The following is a 22050-nucleotide window of genomic DNA, read 5'->3' on the forward strand; positions in this document are numbered from 1 at the left end:
TGATGACATAGAGTTTTTGCTATGCCCGAAGCCAAGTGAGTTTCCCCCTCGCTCGGCTTCTTTTTGTCTATTTTTTGCTCCTGTGACAGGATTTACAACCATTTTCCGTTTACGAAAACTAGCGTGAGAGGGGAAACTAACAAAAATGTTTACGAGGAGAATGGGCATGCTGTTGGGACTGAAACGTTTGTTGATCGGAAGACCCATGAAAACAAACGAGCTGGGCGAAGAAAAGCTGTCAAAGGTAAAGGCATTGGCGGTCCTGTCCTCCGATGCGCTCTCGTCGGTGGCGTACGGAACCGAGCAGATCCTGCTGGTCCTGGTGACGCTGGGGACGGCCGCACTCTGGTACTCGCTGCCCATTTCGGTTGCGGTCGTTTGCCTTTTGACGATTCTGGTTTTGTCCTACCGCCAAACGATTTTTGCTTACCCGACGGGCGGCGGAGCTTACATGGTGGCCAAAGACAACTTCGGCACCTCCACCGGACTGGTGGCCGGCGGTTCCCTGCTGGTGGATTACATTTTGACGGTAGCGGTGAGCACGTCCGCTTCCACGGATGCCATTACCTCCGCTTTCCCGGTACTGCATGAGCATCGGGTCCTGATCGCTCTGGTCATGATCCTCCTGGTGACCATCCTGAATTTGCGGGGCATCACCGAATCCGCGACCATTTTGATGTATCCCGTGTACTTGTTTGTCGCCGCCATCTTTTTATTGATTCTGGGCGGAGGCTATCAATGGCTGACGGGGAACTTGCACGCGCAAACACATACTCCCGCCTATGGAGCGGCTGTGCCGGGGATTACGCTCTTTCTCCTGCTGCGGGCGTTCAGCTCGGGGTGCTCGGCTCTGACGGGTGTGGAGGCCGTCTCGAATGCCATCCCGAACTTCCGCGAACCTGCGCCGAAGAATGCCGCTCTCACCTTGGTTATGATGGGGCTGATCCTCGGCGTGATGTTCATGGGCATCAGTCTGTTGGCATACGCGTACGGAATCGCCCCGGCTGTAAAGGAAACGGTCGTATCGCAAATTGCGTCAGCTGTATTTGGCAGAGGAATCATTTATTACCTGATTCAGGCGATCACTGCTCTCATTTTGTTTTTGGCTGCCAATACCGCGTTCGCTGCCTTTCCGTTGCTCGCGTTCATGCTGGCGAAAGACCGGTTTATGCCAAACATGTTCATGGTCCGCGGAGACCGGCTCGGATTTTCCAACGGCATTATTTTCCTGGGCATCCTGTCCGCCATCCTGATCATTTCGTTTGGCGGAGAAACGGAAAATCTCATCCCGCTGTACGCGCTCGGCGTCTTCATTCCGTTTACGTTGTCCCAGGCGGGGATGATGAAGCGCTGGCTGACGAAAAAGCCGTCCGGCTGGCTGGTTCCCTTCCTGATCAATACGGTAGGCATGCTGACGACACTGACCATTTGCCTCATCTTCCTGATCACGAAATTTACACAGGTGTGGACGATCTTCGTGTTCCTGCCCATCGTGATCTTTATCTTCCGCAAAATCAACGGGCATTACCGGGATCTGGCGGATGAGCTTCGCCTGGATGTCGAGAAGGAGAAGCCCCAGCCAAAAGGCAGCGTGATCGTCATTCCCGTATCCGGCATCTCGCAGGTCGTAAAGAATACGATCAGCTACGCCCAGTCGTTGTCCGATGACATCGTGGCCGTCTACGTAGGGTTCAGCGATGAAGAGATGAAAAGGATGGAGGAAAAGTGGGAGCAGTGGAATCCCGGGGTGCGCCTGATTGTCTTGCGTTCGCACTACCGCAGTATTATCAAGCCGCTCTTTAAATTCATCGATACGGTAGAGTGGAAAAAGGCGGAGACAGATCATGTGACGGTCATGATTCCGCAGTTTATCACCAAGCGCTGGTGGCACAACCTGCTTCACAACCAGACGAGCTTTTTCCTGCGGGCCTACCTGTTTGCGCGGCAAGACGTCAAAATCGCGACGGTGCCGTACCGCCTGAAAAAATAAGAAAACAACAAAAAGGCAATCCCGAAAGTCCGTGCAGACTGACAGGATTGCCTTTTGCTTATACCACCACGGTCGCCGCCAGCTGTGTCAGCAGTGCAGCCAGGATCATGGAGATGCTGGAAACGGTCCCGGTTACGGAGCCGATTTCAAATGCTTTCGAGGTCCCGGCACCGTGGGCGCTCGTTCCAAGCATGACACCGCGTGCGATATCGTCCTGAATGCGCAGGTACGAAATGACATAGGGGCCGATCACGGATCCGAGCAGCCCCGTGATCAGCACGAGCACAGCCGTGATCGAAGGGACGCCGCCGATCATCTGCGAGACGTTCATGGCGATCGGTGTGGTGACCGACCGAGGCAGCAGGCTGTACATCACCTGTTTGTCCACATGCAGCAAAAGAGCCAGGACGGCGGAGGAGAGCACCGCGACTGCCGAGCCCGACATGACGCTGACCAGGATTTGCGCGGCATGCTTTTTCAACAGGGGATAATGCTTGTAAAGCGGAACCGCAAACGCGATGGTCGCGGGCTGGAGCATGTAGGCCAGCCATTTTCCGCCGGCGTTGTACGTATCGTAGGCCGTGTGCGTCACCAGCAGCAGGCAGACCAGGACGATCGGCGTAAAGAGCAGCGGCGAAAACAGCAGGATCGGTTTGTAGCGGTAGAGCCGTTTGGCGACCAGATAGACCGCGATGGTGAACAGAAAGCCGAGAAATCCGCTGATCATGATCGACTATGCCCCTTCCGTTTGGAAATGGCCTCCGCCACGAGCCCGCTGCACGCCATGACGATCGCCGTCCCGATCGCGATGACGAAAAAGATTTGGACGCCCTCATGGAGCATCAGATTTTGGTACGAGATGATTCCGACAGACGGCGGGATGAAAAACAGCAGCAGCTCTGCCAAAAGGAAGCTGGCTCCTGCCTCGATCCACTCCAGACGAATCCATTTGAGCTGAAGCAGGAAAAATACGACGAACATGCCGATGATGCTCCCGGGAATGTTGATTCCGAGCCAGGCGACAAGCGCGTTCATCAGCATCGAGACAATCACGAAAAAAGCGGCTTGCGCCATGATTTTGATGATCTTTTTCAAGTTGGTCCTCTCCCTCTACAAAAAGTGTACATCGTCTGTTTGCATAGGTAAAATGAATATAGAGAATCATTGCCATTCATACGATCTATCGTTTGCCGGAGGGATGCGGGATGGATATCCGCCATTTGCAGTACTTCTTGGAAGTCGCACGCCACAAGAGCTTTACCAAGGCGGCGCAGGCCTTGTATATCACCCAGCCGACGATCAGCAAGATGGTTCGCAACCTCGAAGAAGAAATCGGGGTCGAGCTGTTCGAGCGGGCAGGCAAACGAGTCTCGTTGACCGATGCCGGCTGGGTGCTGTTTTCCCAGGCGGAAGTGATGGTCAAGTCGTTCGAAAGCATGACCGTCCACATCGGCGAACTGATGGAGCTGAAACGGGGCCGGCTGCGCATCGGCCTGCCGCCGATGGTGGGAGCGAGCTTTTTTCCCCACGCGATCGGCCGGTTTTGCGAGCAGTATCCCGGGATTCGTCTGGAGCTGTTTGAGGCGGGCTCGAACAAGGTGGAGGCCGATGTCGGATCGGGAATGCTCGACTGCGGCGTCGTTCTGCTCCCGCCGAAAGACGACACCTTCGATTATTACTCGTTCGTCAACGAGGACATTATGCTGGTCGTTCCGTCCTCCCATGCCTTTGCGGGCCGATCGGAAGTAAGGTTTCGTGAGCTGGATGGGGAAAGGTTCCTTTTGTTCCACGAAGACTTCGCCCTGCACAATCGGATCGTCGACGAATGCGTGCGGGTCGGCTTCCATCCGCATGTCGTCTACAAAAGCTCGCAATGGGATTTCCTCAGCGAGATGGCAGCCGCACATATCGGGATTACGCTGCTTCCCGAGACGATCTGCAGCGAGCTCGATGCCGAACGCTTCCGCATCATTCCGCTGGTCGAGCCTACGCTCAAGTGGCATCTCGGGATGATCTGGAGAAAAAACGCGTACCAGTCGTTTGCGCTGCGGGAATGGATCCGCTTTTCCCAGGAGTTCCTGTCCGAGCGCAGCCGGTCCAAATAGAAAGCTCCTGGTCACCCGTAAAAGTGGGGCGGCCAGGAGCCTTTTTCCTTATGGTTGCGCTTTTTATCGAGCGTCTTCTTCCATGCGGAAGTCTACCTTGTCGAGAGATACGATCTTGGTTTTCTTGGCGAATTTGTAACCCAGCCATATCACGATGAACAGCGGCAATCCGATGTAGGACACGAGGACGCCGTTCCAGTCGATGGCCTCGCCGGTGAACGCCGAGTAGTTCTGGCCGACGATGACCACACAGCAAATGATGAAGGCCAGAATCGGGCCGATCGGGAACCATTTCGCGCGGTAAGGCAGCTCGCTCAAATCGCGCCCTTGGGCGAGCAGCGCCTTGCGGAAGCGGTAGTGGCTCACTGCGATGCCCAGCCATGCGATAAAGCCGGACATACCGGAAGCGTTGAGCAGCCAAACGTAGACAGTGCCATCCCCGAACAGCGAGGACAAGAAGCAGAGGGCTCCGACGAGTGCGGTCACGATCAGGGAGTTGATCGGGACGCCGTTTTTCGTGATTTTGGCAAACCATTTCGGAGCCTTTCCTTCTTTGGCCAGCACCCACAGCATGCGGGTGGACGCGTACATGCCGGAGTTGCCTGCGGACAGGACCGAGGTAAGAATGACGGCGTTCATGACCGACGCGGCGAATGCGAACCCAGCCTTTTGGAACACAATGGTAAACGGGCTGATCGCGATGTCGGTGATGTCTCCGCTGATCAGGTTCGGGTTGTCGTACGGAACCAAAAGGCCGATGACCAGGATCGCCAAAATGTAGAACAGCAGAATGCGCCAGAAGATTTGGCGGATGGCTTTGGGAATGTTGCGCGCAGGGTTTTCGCTCTCCCCGGCAGCGACACCGACCAGCTCTGTACCTTGGAAGGAAAAGCCTGCGATCATAAACACGCCGAGCATCGCCATGAACCCGCCGCTAAACGGAGCTTCGCCTTTCGTGAAGTTCGAGAAACCGACGGCTTCCCCGCCCATGATTCCGAAAATCATCAAAACCCCGATGACAATAAACACGATGACCGTGATGACTTTGATAAGAGCAAACCAGTATTCCGACTCGCCGTACGATTTGACGGACAAGGCGTTCAGCAAAAACATAAGGACGAGGAACAAGGCGCTCCAGATGATCGAAGGAACATCAGGCAGCCAATATTTCATAATGAGTGCGGCAGCCGAAAGCTCGACAGCGATGGTAATCGCCCAGTTGTACCAGTAGTTCCAGCCGAGAGCGAAGCCCAGGGACGGATCGACGAAGCGGGTGGCGTACGTGCTGAACGAACCGGTGACCGGCATGAAAGCAGCCATTTCCCCGAGACTGGTCATCAGGAAGTACACCATGATGCTGATGGCCATATAAGCGACCAACGCCCCGCCGGGTCCGGCCGAATGAATGGAGCCCCCGCTTGCGAGGAACAGCCCTGTGCCGATGGAGCCGCCGATGGCGATCATCGTCAGGTGGCGGGCTTTGAGGCCCCGTTGCAATTGATTGTCTGACATACGAGTATGGCACGACCTTTCTCTAGGTTGATTGAAATCGGAAGGAAGGTCGGAAACGAAAAAACCGCCACAAGCCAAAGACGGCAAAGGGCGGTATCATCCAATCCCCACCAAGCCTTCACTGAAGATAGCGCACCACGTTTGCCCGGCAAGCAAACGTGACAGTTCTGCCCCTTTCGAGAACAGCCCCAGCCCATGCGTACAGCGATACACAATGGACTTCGGCGGCTTTTCCCTCTTCTGCAGTCTTAGATTTCGTCTGAATCTCGTGCAGAATACTATAAAAGCCGCGACCTCTATCCTCATCGTGAAAGATGAGGATAACATGTATGAAATTATTTTATTCATCAACTATATAAGATTATGCGGAATTAATCAATTGCCTCTTTTTTGCAAATCTTTTTTTGTACTTCAGGCACCTGAAACATGCCGGATCTGCCTGTCAGTCAAAATGGCGGCGGGCCGGCCACGAGCCTTGAAGCTTGCGGATTTGAATGATTTGGCCGGTGTGACAGGCATCGTGCAGCATGATACTCATGACGCTCTGGAAGATGGGTGCGGTAGGCAAAGGCCGGTCGAGCTCTTCTTCGCTCAGTGACGCCAGCTTTTCCCGAATCTGCCGGTGCACGTCCCCCATGCGCTGCTGTGTTGTTTGCCAAGCTTCCTCATCCTCGGGTCCTCCGGAAGGGGTGAACGTATCGTCGTTGTCGTTTGCCGAGCCCGGAAACTCAGTGTCGAGCAGGCGATGAAGCAAACGTTCCTTGTAGTAAAGCAAATGACTGACGATCTCCCAAATGGTGTTGGCGGCTTCTCCAGCCGGACGCCAGCTCGCCTGGGAGGCGGTCAATCCAGACAGCGCATCGCGCAGGGGCGGATACCAGTCTTCCTTTTCGTACGTATGCTCCCAGTTTGCAAGCAACAGTTCTTTGCGTTCCATATTCATCCTCCTCGTCTGTGAAACAGATTGGCGAAACGGTATAATAATGCTAATGATGCGGATGTAACTAATGTATATTATTACGGTAGTTACTTTCTGAAGATATCACATCCTCTCTTTGGAAACAAGAGGAAAAAAGCGTGCTGGGAAAAGGGATGGAGGTTGCCTGCGGTGGAGTGGCTGTTCATTGATTTTTTAAATAGCGACTGGCGAGATTGGCGCGGCTCGGGTCGGAGAGAAAATCGGCTGGAGAAAACAGAATGGATGGAAAGCTTTTTGCAAGAGTGGGGGCTCGATGCGCCGCTGCCCGTCGAACCGAAAATCGTGGCCGGCCTCGTGGAGCTGCGGGAGTGCCTGAGGCGGATGACGGAGTCTTTGGTTAGGGGGACAGCGCTGGATGGCGACGATTTGGCGGCTTTGAATCGGGCGTTGGCTTTGGCCCCTTCGCATTCGGAAATTCGGCACAGCGAGGAGGGGGGCTATCGCATGGAGAAAGTAAGTGCAGTCAGCGGCTGGGACCTGGTCGCCTCCCGGATCGCCCAGTCGTTTGCCGACCTGCTCGTCCACGAGGAAGCGAAGCGGATCAAAATTTGCGACAATCCCGATTGCAGATGGGTCTTCTATGATGAGAGCCGCAACCGCGTGCGCCGCTGGTGCGACGATAAAATGTGCGGCAATCTCATGAAGGTGCGCCGATTCCGCGAGCGGCAAAAATCAAAAGGGTGAAGCGCAAGCAGCGTTTCGCCCTTTTTTCGTGTCTGGAGATAAGTGGTAACACCGACATGGCTGTGGTGGGGCGGAGTATGAAGCGAAGAGCGGGAATCTGCTTCTCCCCTCAGTGGTTGCGATCCAAAGGGCGTCCTGCTTAACCCAACATCCGTCTTCGAGACAGCCTGCAAAAATAGAACCGAGCATCCGCAAAACGCTCGAGAAGCAGATTCCCGGTCGCAGCGCCTTGCGAAGCCCGGCCGAGCGGAGCCGCGGATTCGCGGGCCAAAGGAGCGGTACCCTGAATTCGCTGCAGAGCGGCTGCGGCTTTACCGCTCCCCCGCGAGTATGCAGCGGAGCGGACAGTCTATGCTTCCAAGAGGGGCGGAGTATGAAGCGAAGAGCGGGAATCTGCTTCTCCCCTCAGTGGTTGCGCTTCAAAGGGCGTCCTGCTTAACTCAACACTCATCTTCGAGACAGCATCCAAAGAGATCAGAGCCGAGCATCCGCAAAACGCTCGAGAAGCAGATTCCCGGTCGCAGCGCCTTGCGAAGCCCGGCCGAGCGGAGCCGCGGATTCGCGGGCCAAAGGAGCGGTACCCTGAATTCGCTGCAGAGCGGCTGCGGCTTTACCGCTCCCCCGCGAGTACGCAGCGGAGCGGACAGTCTACGCTTCCAAGAGGGGCGAAGCACGAAGCGAAGAGCGGGAATCTGCTTCTCCCCGGGCAGCCCATGCCCTCACCTCTTTTACGAACAGCTACGAAAAGCGCAAGATGTCTTTACGCAGATACCGGAGTCAGTGGAAGCAGCTTCGCGTGGATCCCAGGACCAGCCGCAACGATGCCGTATCCTTCCCAGTCGTACTCCCCATCTCTGTCGGCGTTGGAGACGTTCCCCCCAGCTTCCTTTACCAGGAGAAGGCCGGCCAGCCAATCGTACGCCCCGATCCCGTACTCCCAATAGCCATCCAGACGCCCGCACGCGACGTAGGCGAGATGAAGCGCTACAGACCCTTGCATCCGGACGGCAAAAGCCTCGGGCATGATCCGCTGGAGGGAGTCAGCCGTATGTTTTCCGGCTGTCAGATCCATCGGGAATGACGAAGCAAACAGCGTCCCGAGGAGGGCTTCGGAAAGCTCGGCTTTCGCGGATACGCGAATCGGTTCGCCGTTGAGCTTTGCTCCCTGTCCGGCTACGGCGCTGAACAGCTCGTCGCGGCACGGATCGTACACGATGGAGAAAAGCGGCGTCCCGGCGTGGACGAGGCAAAGCGACACGGACCACATCGGCATCCTTTGGAAGAAGTGCACGGCACCGTCTATGACGTCGCACACCCAATAAGGCTGGTCAAACTCGGGCTTGCGCTGCTTCTCGATATCGAGCTCCGCTTCGGACCAGCCGTATTCGGGGAATCGCTGTGCCAAGTCCGTTTTCAGGCGCAGCTCCGCCTTTGAATTGATGTGCGAGAAGCGCTCCGCCATTTCCTTTGTGCTGCCGCAAGGGGCCCCGTTTTCAAACGCGCACAGCAGCTCCTGACCGACGCTTCTCACCAGTTCTTCGCAAAAGTTGACATCAGCTGTCTTCATTCCAAATCCCATCCTTTTTCTTTTAATGTTTTTCCTGCAAGGAACAGCGCGCTTCCGGATCAGAAAGACCGATCTGCCTCGCACTTTCGATCAAAACGCATTTGTTTTATAGTAGTATGTAAAAATACTACTAAAATACAAACGGAAATGTCAACGACTTTCAAGCCAACCTTTTCAAAAAAAGAACCCTGTGAGGGAAATTGGGCACATGACGCCTGGGATTGAGACATAATAAAAAGCAAACGACAGGGGAACGGAAATGGGGTGACTCGGTGAGACGGCTTCGAAAGAGGTGGCTGCAGTGGCTTGTTTTGGTGCTCATGGTGGCTGCCTGTACAGCGATCTGGAATTTGCGTCCCTATCCGCCTGATGAGGCTGCGAAAACTGCCATGCAGGGGGGAGAAGGGATCACGGTCATTGATTCGGGGGACTGGCTGGCGTTTGAAGGGGGGGAGACGCGGGAACCGGGCGTGATTTTGTATCCGGGAGCATTGGTGAAAGCCGAGAGCTACTCCCCGCTGGCGCGCCTTTTGGCAGGGGACGGCTACCGCGTCTTTATCGCCAAGATGCCGCTCAATCTGGCAGTAAGCGACGTGGAGCGGGCAAGCCAAGTGATCAAAGCGTACCCGCATCAATCCTTTGTCATCGGCGGCCACTCTCTCGGCGGGGCGATGGCTGCGAGATATGCGGCGAGCCATCCCGATCGGATCGCCGGCGTGATCTTGCTGGGAGCGTACCCGGATAAAAAGGGCAACCTCAAGGATACGGGTTTGCCGGTGCTTTCCCTGCTGGGCTCCCGGGATGGCGTGGTCAACCGGGAGAAGTACGAGAGCGGCAAGCAGTATTTGCCTGACGATGCCCTGTACATGAGCATCGAAGGAGGAAACCATTCCCAGTTTGGCAGCTACGGCATGCAGGAAGGCGATCAGGCGGCCGTAATCACTCCGCAGGACCAATGGCAGCAGACCGCCGGAGCGATCAAGGAATGGCTGCAAACAAAAGTCAATCTGCCTTCGGAGGAATGATCCCCGAGACGACACCCGCGATCCGGATGTTTTCAGATGGCAAGACGAGCGGCGGGTCCTCCGGGCGAGTCGTCGTCAATCGGCACTCCACCGGATTTACGTCCGCCGCGATCCGGACGAGGAACTGTCCTTCCTGCCTGACCAGTACAGGCCTTCCTGTGATCGGCTCCAGTGAAAAGTCCGAAACCAGGAGGAAGCTGCCCGGGCAGATCCCGATTCCCACCAGTCCGTCATCCTGCATGACGAGGGCGAATCGGGCTACATGGTAGCTGGCGACCTCGAGAGAAGGCAGGAGGGAGAGTTCATCGTCGCTCTCCAAAGGCAAATCGAAAAAGCGGGTGCTGTAAGCGTCGCCCGCGATGAATACACGTTTCACGAAACATCCTCCTTTGTGGCGTGTGGCTTGGAAAAAAGCAATCTCCATCCAGCGCGTCACCAGTAAACCGGATACCCTTTGGCATGCAGTCGTGCCAGAAGCCGTTCAAATCTGCTGCGGGCCAGCGGCAGGGGCACTTGAAAACGCTGCGCCAAATAGACGGGGGCGCGGTATCGGTCGCAGTCCGTCAACAGGGGACCAATCATGAAGTAAGGGAGCAGCAGATGCTCGGCGAAGTGGTTGGCCTGCGATTCTTGCCAATCGATCATCCACCCGGTACTCTGCGGCTGGACACCGACATGCAGCAGAAGATGGCCAAGCTCGTGGGCGATTTTTACCCGCTTTTCAGCGGGATCGAGGCTGGAGTCCACCGCGATCACATACCAACCTGGAATGGAGGGGTGCGCGTGAGCCCTGCTGCGGCCTGCAATCTCCTTGATCTCGATGCCGTACGTCGAGCATATGCGATGCAAGTCGAGCTGTTCCGGCTGCTCCATGCCGAGATGTCGGAGGAGCAGATAGACTCGGCTCTCCAGCCACGTCTTCGGTTCGCAAATTTCATCTAGAATGGCAGCGAGCATGAAAGACCTCCTGAGCTACGTATAGGAACGTACGTTCTGATTGTGAGGGAAAAGAAAACCCCTCTGCCAGGGGCTACTTTTTTTTCAGCGGTTCCGTGATGTCAAACAGGGAAGGCGGCCGGGTTTCCTTGACCTGGCGAGCTTTCCACTGTTTCTTAAGATCGTACCAGTATCGGCGGATCTCCTTCTTTTCCTCTTCGGAAGCTTCCAAATATCCGTCCAGAAAGTAATAATCGTCCGGATCGTCAATCTTTTCCTGCAACAGCTCGTCCAATGAACGCTTTTCTGCCGCTGTCGAGGAGGAACCAGAATAAGACGTCGGCTCGTCCGTTCGTCCCAGTAGCCAGTCGGTAGAGACGTTCAGGATGTCCGCCAGCTGCCGAAGCATGTCATTCGGCGGGGTACTGTGGTTGTTCTCGTAGTTGCTGATCGTCCCTTTGGTCGTGCACACGAGCTCTGCCAGCTCTTCCTGGGTGAAGCCCTTCGCACGACGAGCGGTACGTAAGCGCTGGGATAACATGACGCGCCAGTCCTTTCTGAAAAATATACAAGATTATTGTACTCATTCGGTTCGAAAAAGAAAAGAATGGATTGACGCCAAAACTCCTTCGGGAAGCGAAATTTCTTCATTTGCAAGACGTCGCTCTTATATTATCATTGTGTATAATTCCACTAATTCTACATTTTTACGCAAAGGGGAAAATAATACGCGATGTTATTTAACGAGCGGAAAGCGTTGCAGATGACTTTGCAGGCCTTGCTGGAACAACGCATGGTGCTGCGTCGGCAGTATGTGGATCAAGACAAGCAGTTGGGAGCTGACATCAAGCAGATTTTGCATCGAATCCGGGAGATGGACGGCCAGGAAGGAATAGTGGAGGGAGATTCTGTCGAGGAAGTAGCCACTGCAACGGAAGAAATCCCTATGGAAATGATGAAGCGAATGAAAATCCGCAAGGCGCATATACGGCACGACTATGTGGAGATAGCCAAACAGATCGAGAACGTTCTGCGGGAGAGCACGTTCCCGATGTCGCTCACCGAACTTTGTGAAGAGTTGAAGAATCGCCATAGCGTGGAGTTTGCCAGTCCGTATATCGGGGTGCAAAAGTCGCTGAAGTATTTGCCGCACGTAAAGGTCGAGAAGGATGGACGAAAACTGGTCTTTTCCCTGTAAATAAACAAGAAAACGAGAAAAAAGGGCGTAGTGCTGATGTGCACGTGCCCTTTTTTCGCTTGAAAGGGGTCAAATAATCCGGTCAACAAGGGTGAGGACTCGGCGGAATCGGTTGCTCCCCATTCCGGCAAGGGTTATTGCAGGAAGGCGTTCAGCATCCAAATGTGTTTTTCCAGGCCGCTTTGGATAGACAGGAGCATATCCGCTGTCGCCTCATCATCGGCTTGCTGTGCCGCTTCCCTGGCGGTTTTCAGCTCGTCCACCAAGAGAGAGAAGTCGCGTACGATGCTGCCCACCATTTGCTCGGCCGTTTCGCCGGCTGGTGCTTCCGAGATGCTTGCCGTTTGCATACAAGCTGCGAGCGTTGCGACCGGTGTCCCTCCGATGCTCAGGACGCGTTCCGCCAGTGCGTCGATATGCTCGCTGGCCTCGTTGTAGAGCTCTTCAAACTTTCCATGCAAGGTGAAGAATTGAGGACCTTTCACATTCCAGTGGTAGTTGTGCAGCTTGGTGTACAGGACGGTCCAGTTGGCTACTTGTTTATTCAAAAGGGTAACGAGGGTCATTTCCGTTGCGGTTTTCATATTAGAATCTCTCCTTTTTATAATTATTATTGATTAATACTTATTATAAACTAATAGCGGCATTTGTCAACCAACAGAACGGACGTGGTCATTTTAGAAGTTAAAAAATCGGGCGATTAGCGAACGGACAAACATACAAACAAGTTTGCGATTTTTTTCGTATGAATAGTATTGATTACAGGATAGGGGGAGGTTGGCTAAACATGCTTGACTTTGACGAACGCGATGAAGAAGAGTACGAAGAAGACGAAGTAGAAGACGACGAAGACGAGAACGAAGACGAAGACGGCGACGAAGACGAGGACGAAGACGAAGACGGCGACGAAGACGAGGACGAAGACGAAGACGGCGACGAGGACGAAGATGAGGACGAAGACGGCGACGAAGACGAGGACGAAGACGAAGACGAAGACGGCGACGAAGACGAGGACGAAGACGAAGACGGCTACGAAGACGAAGACGGCGATGAAGACGGCGACGAAGACGAAGACGGCGACGAAGACGAAGATGAGGACGAAGACGGCGACGAAGACGAAGACGAGGACGAAGACGGCGACGAAGACGAAGATGAGGACGAAGACGGCGACGAAGACGGCGACGAAGACGACGACTAATTTGCGCGTCAAGTATCGCTTGACGGTGTAGTACCGAAATAGATTGCTTCAGCAAAGTCTGGGATCACTCCCAGGCTTTTGTCATTTTGCGGCCAGCTTGACAAATCAGGCAAACACCGAAAAATTTAAGGAAGGAACACTATCGCGAGTGATAGCCAGGAGGGACGTAATGAACGGATCGAAGATAAGGGCGGTCATCCTTGCAGGAGGAAACAGCAGCAGAATGGGCACGCCGAAAGAGATGCTGGAATGGAGAGGCGGTACGTTCCTAAGCGTACTGGTCAAGGAAGCATCCGCGCTGGGACTGCCCTGCCTGGTTGTATCCAATGCGCCGGAGCGTGTGGCGACCATGGTAAAGGGCGGACTGAGCGCAGAAGTGACCCCCGATCTGGTTCCTTCCGCAGGTCCAGTCAGTGGAATCGTGACGGCATTTCGGGCTGCCTCCGAAGAAGCGCTGCTCATTTTGTCCTGCGATCTCCCGTTTATGGACCGGAAGCAATTGGAGAAGCTCTGCAGGTTTGCCGACGATTGCAACGACTGGGATGTCGCAGCGGCAAACGTCCTGGGCAGGCTCCATCCCCTATGCGCCGTGTACCACCGGCGAACGCAGCCGATTTGGGAGCAGGCGCTGCGGGAGGGTCAGTACCGGCTCATGAGCACCTTGGGAGGATTGCGCGTATGCACGACACCCGAGGGACTTCTGGATGAATGGGCCGTCTTCAATGCCAACACCCCGGAGGACTACCAGATCGCACTAGCCGAGGAAAACAGAAGGAACAAAGGACAGGCGTAACAGGAAACAGAATGTCGCTTTTGCCACAGCTGAGAACGTCTTGCCCGCACCGTCAGAGATCCGCGGGCAAGATGACTTCAAGCAGTTCCGTCAGATCGCCGATGACGGCGTCTGCTTCGGGAGGCGCCTCGAACTGTCCGCTTCGCTTCCACACCGTCTTCAAACCGGCGGCACGGGCGGCCCGAATATCGTTGTCGGGATGATCGCCAATAAACCAGGCGTTTTCCGCTGACACCCCGAGCTTGTCCAATGCCCGGTGAAAGATCGCCGGATCAGGCTTGCGCACCGCTTCCCATTCGGAGATCAGAATTGCGTCGAATAGGTGTTCGACGCCAAGAGCCTTGAGATTATCGTACTGGAACTGGCCGAAGCCGTTGGACACCAGCGCCAGCCGGGCACCTTGCTGCTTCAGTCGGGACAGGGTTTCGGACAGGCCTGGAAACGCGACGCAGTGCCCGGGAAAATGGCGGAGGTAGTCGTCCAGCATCACAGGCCATTCCAAGGCGGAGATCGAAAGCTCAACAAGGAGCTGCTGATACACCTTGTCCTTCCATACGTAGCCATGCTGGTCCAGCTCGATGAAGCGGCGGATGAAGACGTCTCTCTCCGCGATGCGAAGCTCCGGAAACCTATCATACTGATCCTGGGCAAACAAGAGCAGCGAAGAATCGCGGTCCAGCAAAGTGCCGTCCAGATCAAAAAGAACAGCCAGGTTCGACATGGTTGCGGCCCCCTTTCCTCAAACGGTCAGTCGATCGCGATCCGTCCGGCATGCGTGTATACATTCATCTTGTCGTGGCGGATAAAACCGACGGCCGTAATGTTCAGCTCTTCCGCCAGCTGGAGGGCCAGGTCGGTCGGCGCTGATTTGGAGAGGATGACGGAAGCGCCGATTTTCGCCGCCTTGAGCAGCACCTCCGAAGAGATGCGTCCGCTGAACACCAGCACCTTGTCCCCGGTCTGGATCCTCTCCCTGAGGCATTTTCCGTAAATTTTGTCGAGCGCGTTGTGCCTGCCGATGTCCGAGTACGACAGCAAAATTTGATCCGGGGAGCACAGCGCCGCGTTATGGACTCCTCCCGTTTGGCGGTGGATCTCGGAGGCGGCCTGCAAGTCCCGCATCAAGCGCATGCACTGCTCGGGCGTGACCGAGACCGTCCCTTCGACCGGCCGCGCAGTCCGCGCGTCGCTGAAAAAGTAAAAAGACTGACGGCTCTTTCCGCAGCAGGAAGTAATTCGCCGCTTGGAATAAAAGCTCTGCGAGAGAATCGTCTCCTTGTGCAGATCCACGTAGGCAAATCCTTGCGCTTCATCGATGGAGAGCTGTTTGACTTCCGCACAGCTCTTGATGGCTCCTTCCGCGGCGAGAAATCCGATGACCATCTCCTCGAGATCGGCCGGGGTGCAGACGATGGTGGCGAATTCCTCGTCATTCAAAAAAATGGTCAACGGGTACTCCGTGACGATCTCATCGTCTTCCCAGCCATGGCTGTCGGCGGATATTTTCAGCACGGATCGGTGGATCGTCTTTGTCAGATTCGTCATGATGGCCTCCTTTTTCGGGCGTAAACGGCAGCGTCCATGATTTCTTTCAAGGAAAATATTGTCGAGTAAGCGCTCTCATGGTAGTATACTGAATAAGGCTTATGTTGTCACAAAATTTTCACCATTTCAATAATCCATCGCGGAATCATGAACGACACGGGATAGCGCACCTGTCACCGGTTTTTTCGATTCCATCGACCATGAATAATGAGCACGTGTTAGTTGATGCTGATGTAGCGTTCCTGCTGATGATTAACTGCTGTGTTTCATCGATTCTCTGTTTTGGCGTGCTGCAAAACAAGGGAGAATCGGTGGACGCGGCAGTTTTTCTTTTTTTCTCGACCGGGCAATCCGGGCAATCATTCATCAATCCATCGTAAAGGAGATGCGTCACATGGAGCAACCTGTAAAAAACCGCTGGCTCATAGCGCTGGCGGCGGTGGGGATTCACCTCTCGATCGGTTCTGTTTACGCCTGGAGTGTGTTTACCAACCCGATCACCAAGCAATACGGCTGGGAGCTGCCCGACGTTCAGTTCACGTTTAGCATCGCCATCCTGTTTTTGGGCCTGTCTGCCGCTTTTCTCGGTCACTATGTGGAAAAGCACGGTCCCCGCAAAGCAGGGATCCTGTCCTCCATCTTTTTTGGAGTCGGCATCGTCGGTTCTGGCCTGGCGATGAATCTCGGCAGTCTGCCCCTCCTCTATCTCTGCTATGGCGTGCTGGGAGGAATCGGACTGGGAGTCGGCTACATCACCCCTGTTTCCACGCTGGTCAAATGGTTTCCGGACCGCCGCGGTTTGGCTACGGGTCTGGCCATCATGGGCTTCGGCTTCGCTTCGATGATCGCAAGTCCGATCATGAACAGCCTGATCAACAGCGTCGGGATTGCGAATACGTTCTACATTTTGGGTATCATCTACTTCGTCGTCATGTTCGCCTCCGCCCAATACCTGTCCCCGCCGCCACAAGGCTGGGTGCCGGCCGGCTTCTCCGCCGACGCGGCTGAAGGCACGAAGCAAATCAAGAAGGATCTGTGCCAGCTGACTGCCAACGAAGCGGTCAAGACGCGCCGCTTTTACCTGCTCTGGCTCATGCTGTTCATCAACGTCACGTGCGGCATTGCCGTCATTTCCGTCGCCTCTCCGATGGCTCAGGAAATGGTGGGGATGTCGGTCGGCACCGCGGCACTGATGGTCGGTCTCAACGGCCTGTTCAACGGCGGCGGCCGCATCGGCTGGGCCTCCTTCTCGGATTACATCGGACGTCCAAACACGTACACCGCGTTTTTCGCCATCCAGATGGTGCTGTTCTTCCTGCTGCCAAACCTGACGAGTCCGATTCTGTTCATGCTGGCGATGTTCGTCATCATGACGTGCTACGGCGGAGGCTTCGCGTCCATTCCCGCTTACATCGGCGACCTGTTCGGCACGAAGCAGCTGGGAGCGATCCACGGCTACATCCTGACGGCATGGGCGGCAGCCGGTCTGGCTGGTCCGATCTTCGCCGCCTGGGTGCGCAAGGCCACTCAGAGCTATACCGGGACCATGAGCATCTTCGCCGCGATGTTCGTCGTCGCCCTCGTCATCTCGCTGCTCATTCGCCTGGATATCAAAAAATTGCGAGAAGAGGCAAAACGGAGAGAAAACTCTGTTGAATTGGCTAGCTGAACAATGGTAAAGTCATAGTAGAGAATGGAATGAAGCAAAGGTGATTTTCCTAGATGAATAAGTTCGAAGCAGAATTCAGCAATTTGGTCAGGGCTTTCCGCAAACGCCACATGGGCAAGGGACCGAGCAAGATCAACACCACGTTTTGCAAGAACTGGGCGATCTGTGAAATGGAAGGCAACCTTTCGCCGGTGGAAAAGTTCATCGCCACATCTGAAGAAGGAAAGCAGACATTGCGAGCTGCACGGACCGAAATGGTGAAGGAGATGTACCGAAAAAACAGGCCGGTAGATATGGAAGCCTTTTTGGGCGCCAATCTCGTCGATTTGTTCGTCGATATCGACATCGAGCGCGATTTCGGGATGTCCATCTTTGTATTCGATCAAGACATCGAGAAAAAATGGAAAAACGAGCCGTAAGTCCAAACGAAGCAGCGAACCTGCTTTCCGATTTGGACGAACGGGCTCGCGAACAAACACGCAGTTGAGACTTGGGTAGCGAACCTGCCTTAGACAACCACCGTGAACACGCTCTTTTCCTCGGGACAAGGGACGGTTTATGGTGGTTTTTTCATAGGCGCGCCGGAAGAACTGTCCGGGGCATGGGGCGGGGGTCGGCCAAAAGAGAGGAGAGAGAGAATGGGCAAGACCAAACATAGCGGACCAATCAAGCTGGATACATCGTGGCAGCCTTCCCTGTGGGCATCCCTGATGCCGATGGGACTGGGGAAAATCAAGCCGCATCACATACGCGACACGATGAAGGTGATGTACGACAACCGGGACAATCTCGGGTACGCGTACCGGATCCTGACGCAAGGAGTGTGCGACGGCTGCGCTCTCGGCGTATCCGGACTGTACGATCAGACGCTGACGGGACCGCATCTGTGCACCACCCGCTTGAACGTGCTGCGCTTGAATACGATGCCGGCCATAGATCCGAAGCATCTGGAGGACGTGAGCGCGCTGCAAAAGCTGTCCAGCGTAGAGCTGCGCAAGCTGGGGAGAATTCCGTTTCCGCTGTCGCGCAAGCCGGGTGAAAACAAGTTTACCCGCATCACCTGGAATGACGCGCTGAACCGCATCGCCGCCAAGATCAAAGGCATCAATCCCAAGCAGCTCGCCTTTTTCCTGACGGCTCGCGGCATTACGAACGAAGTGTACTACACCGCCGCGAAAATGGCGCGCTTCCTCGGCACCAACAACATCGACAACGCCTCCCGCATTTGCCACTCGCCGAGCAAAACGGCCTTGAAGCGGTCGCTCGGCATCGGGGCGTCCAGCTGCAATTACCAGGACTGGATCGGCACGGACGTCCTCGTGTTCTGGGGATCGGTGCCGGCCAACAACCAGCCGGTCTCCACGAAGTACATGTACGCGGCGAAGAAGGCGGGCACCAAAATCATCCTGATCAACCCGTACAAGGAACCGGCGATGGAGAAGTACTGGATTCCGTCAGTCCCGGACAGCGCCTTGTTCGGCACGAAGATCGTGGACGATTTTTACCAGGTGAACATCGGCGGAGACATCGCGTTCATGAACGGCGTGATGAAGATCTGGTTCGAGATGGAAGAGGAACAGCCGGGCTCCGCCATCAACCACGAGTTTGTGCGGGAGCATGCCAATGGCCTCGAACAGTTGAAAGAGCATGTCAGGAAGCAGACGTGGGAGGAGATCGAGAAGTCCTCCGGTCTCAGCCGGGAGCGCCTGAAGGAGTTCGCGGTGCTGCTTGCGGGCTCAAAGTCCGGTGTATTCGTCTGGAGCATGGGACTCACCCAGCACCGCTTCGGGACGGACAACATTTCGCAGGTGGCCAATCTGGCCATTCTCCGCGGTTTTTTGGGCCGCAAACACTGCGGAGTGATGCCGATCCGCGGCCATTCCGGCGTACAGGGCTCAGGCGAGATGGGAGCAGACCCGTTCAGCCTTCCGGGCGGCGATTTTGAAGAAAAGACCTGGACGCGAATCGAAAAGCTGTGGGGCTTTTCGATCCCGAAATGGCAGGGGGACATCGTCGGCGTGACGCTGGAAAACGCGCTTCTGCCGGACGGGCACGAGCGCAAGACACGGCTGTTTTACACGAGCGGGGGCAACTTCCTCGAGACGATGCCGGATCCCGACTTCATGCGCAAATGTCTGGAGAGCGTCGAAATGCGCGTGCATCAGGACATTATTTTCAATACGTCGACCCTCGTGGATGCGAAGGAAGAAGTGATCGTGCTGCCTGCGATGACCCGCTACGAGCAACCGGGCGGCGGCACGTCGACGAGCACGGAGCGGATGGTCTACTTCAGCGCCGAGATCGAAGGGCCGCGCATCGAGGAGGCGCGTTCGGAGTGGGAGATCTACGTGGACCTGGCCGCTCGCGTCCGTCCGGAGAAGAAGCATTTGATGCACTTTTCCACCGCCGATGAGATTCGGGCTGAGATCGCTTTGGCCAATCCGAATTACGACGGCATCCAGCATTTGAAGAAGCGCGGCGATGTCTTCCAGTGGGGCGGAGCGTGGCTCTGCGAGGATGGCGTCTGCCCGACGGCGGATGGCAAGGCCAACCTGATTCCGATCGAGATCCCGAATTTGAACAAGCCGGAGGGGCACTTCTACGTGACTACTCGCCGGGGCAAGCAGTTCAACTCGATGATTTACCACGATACGGATCCGTTCAACAACGCGGATCGGTACGATGTCCTGATCAACCCCGAGGATGCTCGCGAGCTGCGAATTGCTGAAGGCGAGAGCATCGTCGTGTATAATAAATACGGCACCTTCCAGGGACGCGCGAAGTTCGAAGCGACCCGCAGAGGCAACATCCAGGTGTACTGGCCGGAAGGAAACGTCTTGATTCCAAAAGGAGTCTACGAGTCGTATGCGGGGATTCCGGAATACAATACGGCTGTGAAGATCGAAAAGGCAGATACGTTCAACGCGAAGAAAGATTTGAAGTATAAAGAAAAACCGATCGAGGATCTCGAAGTCAACGTCGGTTGACCAATACATGCAGCATGAGCGGCGGCTAGGCTAGAGGAGGAGCAGGGGATGCGCTTTTCGCGACAGATGGTAACGGTGGAGGAAGCATGGAACAGTCTGAAGGGGCGCCTGACGATAGGCAGGGAGGAAGAAGTGCCCCTCGGGGAGGCGTACGGCCGAATCCTGGCAGACGATGTCCATGCCACTTGCGACCTTCCGCACTTCGACCGTTCCCCGCTGGACGGGTTTGCCGTGAGAGCGGCCGATACCGTGCTGGCCGCTCCCGATCAGCCGGTCCGCCTGAAGGTGGTGGAGACGATCGCTGCGGGTGCCGTCCCTGCAGTCGCCCTGACGGAAGGGTGCGCCAGCCGGATCATGACGGGGGCGATGATGCCTGCGGGCGCCGACGCCGTCATCATGTTCGAACAAACCGAGCAGCTGGCCGCCCAAGCTCCGGAGGTAGGAATCAGACGCCAGCTTCGACCGGGGGAAAATGTGTCCCGGCGAGGAGAGGAAATCGCCCAAGGCACGGTCATCGCGCGGGCGGGTGAAAAAATCAACGCCGGCACGCTCGCCGTCCTGGCGACTTTCGGCTATTCCCGGGTCACGGTAGTCGGCAAGCCGCGCGTGGGCCTGCTGTCCACGGGGATCGAGCTCGTGGATGTGGATCAGCCTCTGATTCCGGGGAAAATACGCAACAGCAACGCTTTCATGCTGTCCGCTTTGATTGCCGAGGCGGGCGGCGTTCCGCTTTTATTCCCCAATTTGCCGGATGAGCTCGCAGTGGCCAAAAGCGCCATCGCGAAGCATCTGCAACAGGTAGACGTGCTGATCACCAGCGGAGGGGTATCCGTAGGCGACTTTGATGTGATGGCGGAGCTGACGGACGAGCCGGAAGTCGACCTATTGTTCAACCGGGTTGCCATGCGTCCGGGGAGTCCCACCACCGCTCTGATGGTCGCTGGAAAGCCGATTATCGCCTTGTCCGGAAATCCAGGCGCCTGTTTTCTTGGATTCGAGCTGTTTGTCCGCCCGGCTTTGCATGTGCTGGCAGGCGCGAGCGAGCCGCGTCGGCGCACGATCCGGGCAAGACTCTCCATCGCGTATGCCAAGCCTTGTCCGTATCCGCGCTACCTCAGGGGGAGGCTGCTGGAAAAGGATGGTGTCCTGTACGCCCAGCCTGATTTCAATGAAAAGGCGGGCAATCTCGGGACGCTGAAAGACAGCGAATGCTTCATCATCATCCCGGCGGGTGGCGGTGGAAAGCAGGCGGGCGAGCTCGTGGAAGTGCTGACCCATGCGGCGCCCAGCTGGAGACAGGAGGGCTGATCTGGCGTGAAACCACCATTTGTCCTGCAGCTTGTCGGCTATTCCAACTGCGGCAAGACGACGCTGCTAACCAAGCTGATCCCATGGTTCGAGCGCAAAGGTCTCCGCGTCGGAGTCGTCAAGCACGACGGCGGGCATGATTTTGAATGGGACCAGCCGGAAAAAGACACCTGGCGCTACCGAGAGGCAGGGGCGTCGCTTGTGGCGATCACCTCCCGGACCAAGACGGCCATCGTCGAGCAAAGGCCTACCCGGCTTCCCGAACTGATAGAGCGGCTGGCGCAGGCTGGAGCCGACCTGATTCTCGTCGAAGGATTCAAACGGGAAGGGTATTCCAAGCTGGTCCTGCTCCGACAGCCCGAGGATCAGGAGCTGCTGCACACTGTGTCAAAGATCCAGGCCGTCATCGCCTGGGAGCCGGTCAAGGAGAACAAGTGGCCGCAGTTCTCCGTCCACGATGCCGACGCGATCGCTGAGTTCGTGGAGCAGCTGCTGGCAAAGCAGCGGGAGGATTAGCCGCAGAGCAGATGCAAAGGAAGTTGGGAACAGAAGAC

23 protein-coding genes and 1 riboswitch are annotated in these 22050 nt (G+C 55.9%); of the genes, 12 read left to right on the forward strand and 11 right to left on the reverse strand.

Annotated features, from left to right (window positions below; genetic code table 11):
- The first annotated feature begins 166 nt into the window (after positions 1-166).
- Positions 167-1990: an APC family permease gene (locus RGB73_RS06595; protein WP_310770244.1), complete on the forward strand. Its 1824-nt coding sequence runs from the start codon at positions 167-169 to the stop codon at positions 1988-1990.
- 58 nt (positions 1991-2048) lie between these two features.
- Here the strand turns inward: RGB73_RS06595 and RGB73_RS06600 are convergent, their stop codons facing one another.
- Both RGB73_RS06600 and RGB73_RS06605 read right to left on the reverse strand, forming a co-directional pair.
- Entirely contained in the window at positions 2049-2717 is a 669-nt protein-coding gene (locus RGB73_RS06600; protein WP_310770246.1) for an LrgB family protein, read from the reverse strand.
- Positions 2714-3085, reverse strand: coding sequence for a CidA/LrgA family protein (locus RGB73_RS06605; RefSeq protein ID WP_310770248.1), 372 nt, complete (start codon positions 3083-3085; stop codon positions 2714-2716). Before RGB73_RS06605 ends, RGB73_RS06600 begins: the two co-directional genes overlap by 4 nt.
- A gap of 110 nt (positions 3086-3195) precedes the next feature.
- On the opposite strand from RGB73_RS06605, the gene RGB73_RS06610 reads away from it, so the two are divergent.
- On the forward strand, positions 3196-4095 hold the full coding sequence (locus RGB73_RS06610; RefSeq protein ID WP_310770250.1) for a LysR family transcriptional regulator: 900 nt from the start codon (positions 3196-3198) through the stop codon (positions 4093-4095).
- Positions 4096-4158: 63 nt separating this feature from the next.
- Here RGB73_RS06610 and RGB73_RS06615 read toward each other — a convergent pair whose 3' ends face one another.
- A complete protein-coding gene (locus RGB73_RS06615) occupies positions 4159-5607 on the reverse strand; it encodes an amino acid permease (protein WP_310770252.1) in 1449 nt (482 codons plus the stop codon).
- A 120-nt stretch (positions 5608-5727) separates the two neighbouring features.
- A riboswitch (Lysine riboswitch) is annotated at positions 5728-5914 on the reverse strand.
- A gap of 135 nt (positions 5915-6049) precedes the next feature.
- Positions 6050-6544, reverse strand: coding sequence for a DinB family protein (locus RGB73_RS06620; protein WP_310770254.1), 495 nt, complete (start codon positions 6542-6544; stop codon positions 6050-6052).
- A gap of 171 nt (positions 6545-6715) precedes the next feature.
- On the opposite strand from RGB73_RS06620, the gene RGB73_RS06625 reads away from it, so the two are divergent.
- Positions 6716-7270 carry a CGNR zinc finger domain-containing protein gene (locus RGB73_RS06625; RefSeq protein ID WP_310770256.1) on the forward strand — a complete coding sequence of 185 codons (555 nt, stop codon included), beginning with the start codon at positions 6716-6718 and terminating at the stop codon, positions 7268-7270.
- A gap of 760 nt (positions 7271-8030) precedes the next feature.
- Here the strand turns inward: RGB73_RS06625 and RGB73_RS06630 are convergent.
- The gene (locus RGB73_RS06630) at positions 8031-8837 is read right to left on the reverse strand and encodes an inositol monophosphatase family protein (RefSeq protein WP_310770258.1); all 807 of its coding nucleotides are present in this window, start codon (positions 8835-8837) and stop codon (positions 8031-8033) included.
- 320 nt (positions 8838-9157) lie between these two features.
- Between RGB73_RS06630 and RGB73_RS06635 the strand changes: the two genes are divergently transcribed.
- On the forward strand, positions 9158-9862 hold the full coding sequence (locus RGB73_RS06635; protein WP_396136201.1) for an alpha/beta fold hydrolase: 705 nt from the start codon (positions 9158-9160) through the stop codon (positions 9860-9862).
- On the opposite strand, the gene RGB73_RS06640 is transcribed toward RGB73_RS06635, so the two are convergent.
- The 3 genes from RGB73_RS06640 to RGB73_RS06650 form a co-directional block, all read right to left on the reverse strand.
- Positions 9840-10238 (reverse strand): LexA family transcriptional regulator, encoded by a 399-nt coding sequence (locus RGB73_RS06640; protein WP_310770262.1) that lies wholly within the window; start codon positions 10236-10238, stop codon positions 9840-9842. The two genes, RGB73_RS06635 and RGB73_RS06640, sit on opposite strands and share 23 nt — an antisense overlap.
- Positions 10239-10294: 56 nt before the next feature.
- Positions 10295-10819, reverse strand: coding sequence for an ImmA/IrrE family metallo-endopeptidase (locus tag RGB73_RS06645; protein ID WP_310770264.1), 525 nt, complete (start codon positions 10817-10819; stop codon positions 10295-10297).
- 73 nt (positions 10820-10892) lie between these two features.
- Positions 10893-11339, reverse strand: a complete 447-nt coding sequence (locus RGB73_RS06650; protein WP_310770266.1) for a helix-turn-helix domain-containing protein — start codon at positions 11337-11339, stop codon at positions 10893-10895.
- Between the two features lie 192 nt (positions 11340-11531).
- Between RGB73_RS06650 and RGB73_RS06655 the strand changes: the two genes are divergently transcribed.
- Positions 11532-11996: a Rok-like winged helix domain-containing protein gene (locus RGB73_RS06655; protein ID WP_310770268.1), complete on the forward strand. Its 465-nt coding sequence runs from the start codon at positions 11532-11534 to the stop codon at positions 11994-11996.
- Between the two features lie 134 nt (positions 11997-12130).
- Here the strand turns inward: RGB73_RS06655 and RGB73_RS06660 are convergent, their stop codons facing one another.
- Positions 12131-12580 (reverse strand): Dps family protein, encoded by a 450-nt coding sequence (locus tag RGB73_RS06660; protein ID WP_396136176.1) that lies wholly within the window; start codon positions 12578-12580, stop codon positions 12131-12133.
- A gap of 203 nt (positions 12581-12783) precedes the next feature.
- On the opposite strand from RGB73_RS06660, the gene RGB73_RS06665 reads away from it, so the two are divergent.
- Together RGB73_RS06665 and mobA are read left to right on the forward strand one after the other, a co-directional pair.
- Positions 12784-13194, forward strand: a complete 411-nt coding sequence (locus RGB73_RS06665) for a hypothetical protein (RefSeq protein WP_310770270.1) — start codon at positions 12784-12786, stop codon at positions 13192-13194.
- Positions 13195-13363: 169 nt separating this feature from the next.
- Positions 13364-13987 (forward strand): molybdenum cofactor guanylyltransferase, encoded by a 624-nt coding sequence (gene mobA / locus RGB73_RS06670; RefSeq protein ID WP_310770272.1) that lies wholly within the window; start codon positions 13364-13366, stop codon positions 13985-13987.
- 52 nt (positions 13988-14039) lie between these two features.
- Here the strand turns inward: mobA and RGB73_RS06675 are convergent, their stop codons facing one another.
- Together RGB73_RS06675 and fdhD are read right to left on the reverse strand one after the other, a co-directional pair.
- Positions 14040-14708 carry an HAD family hydrolase gene (locus tag RGB73_RS06675; RefSeq protein ID WP_310770274.1) on the reverse strand — a complete coding sequence of 223 codons (669 nt, stop codon included), beginning with the start codon at positions 14706-14708 and terminating at the stop codon, positions 14040-14042.
- Between the two features lie 26 nt (positions 14709-14734).
- Positions 14735-15532, reverse strand: a complete 798-nt coding sequence (fdhD, locus tag RGB73_RS06680; protein ID WP_310770276.1) for a formate dehydrogenase accessory sulfurtransferase FdhD — start codon at positions 15530-15532, stop codon at positions 14735-14737.
- Positions 15533-15926: 394 nt separating this feature from the next.
- Between fdhD and RGB73_RS06685 the strand changes: the two genes are divergently transcribed.
- From RGB73_RS06685 to mobB, 5 genes are all read left to right on the forward strand, one after another.
- Positions 15927-17201 (forward strand): L-lactate MFS transporter, encoded by a 1275-nt coding sequence (locus RGB73_RS06685; protein WP_310770278.1) that lies wholly within the window; start codon positions 15927-15929, stop codon positions 17199-17201.
- 53 nt (positions 17202-17254) lie between these two features.
- Complete coding sequence (locus RGB73_RS06690; protein ID WP_310770279.1) at positions 17255-17620, forward strand: Na-translocating system protein MpsC family protein; 366 nt, start codon at positions 17255-17257, stop codon at positions 17618-17620.
- Positions 17621-17839: 219 nt separating this feature from the next.
- Entirely contained in the window at positions 17840-20188 is a 2349-nt protein-coding gene (locus tag RGB73_RS06695) for an FdhF/YdeP family oxidoreductase (RefSeq protein WP_310770281.1), read from the forward strand.
- 48 nt (positions 20189-20236) lie between these two features.
- Entirely contained in the window at positions 20237-21496 is a 1260-nt protein-coding gene (locus RGB73_RS06700; RefSeq protein ID WP_310770283.1) for a molybdopterin molybdotransferase MoeA, read from the forward strand.
- A 6-nt stretch (positions 21497-21502) separates the two neighbouring features.
- A complete protein-coding gene (gene mobB, locus RGB73_RS06705) occupies positions 21503-22012 on the forward strand; it encodes a molybdopterin-guanine dinucleotide biosynthesis protein B (protein WP_310770285.1) in 510 nt (169 codons plus the stop codon).
- Positions 22013-22050: the final 38 nt, after the last annotated feature.

The organism is Brevibacillus brevis (genome assembly GCF_031583145.1).
GTDB classification, from domain to species: Bacteria; Bacillota; Bacilli; order Brevibacillales; family Brevibacillaceae; genus Brevibacillus; species Brevibacillus brevis_E.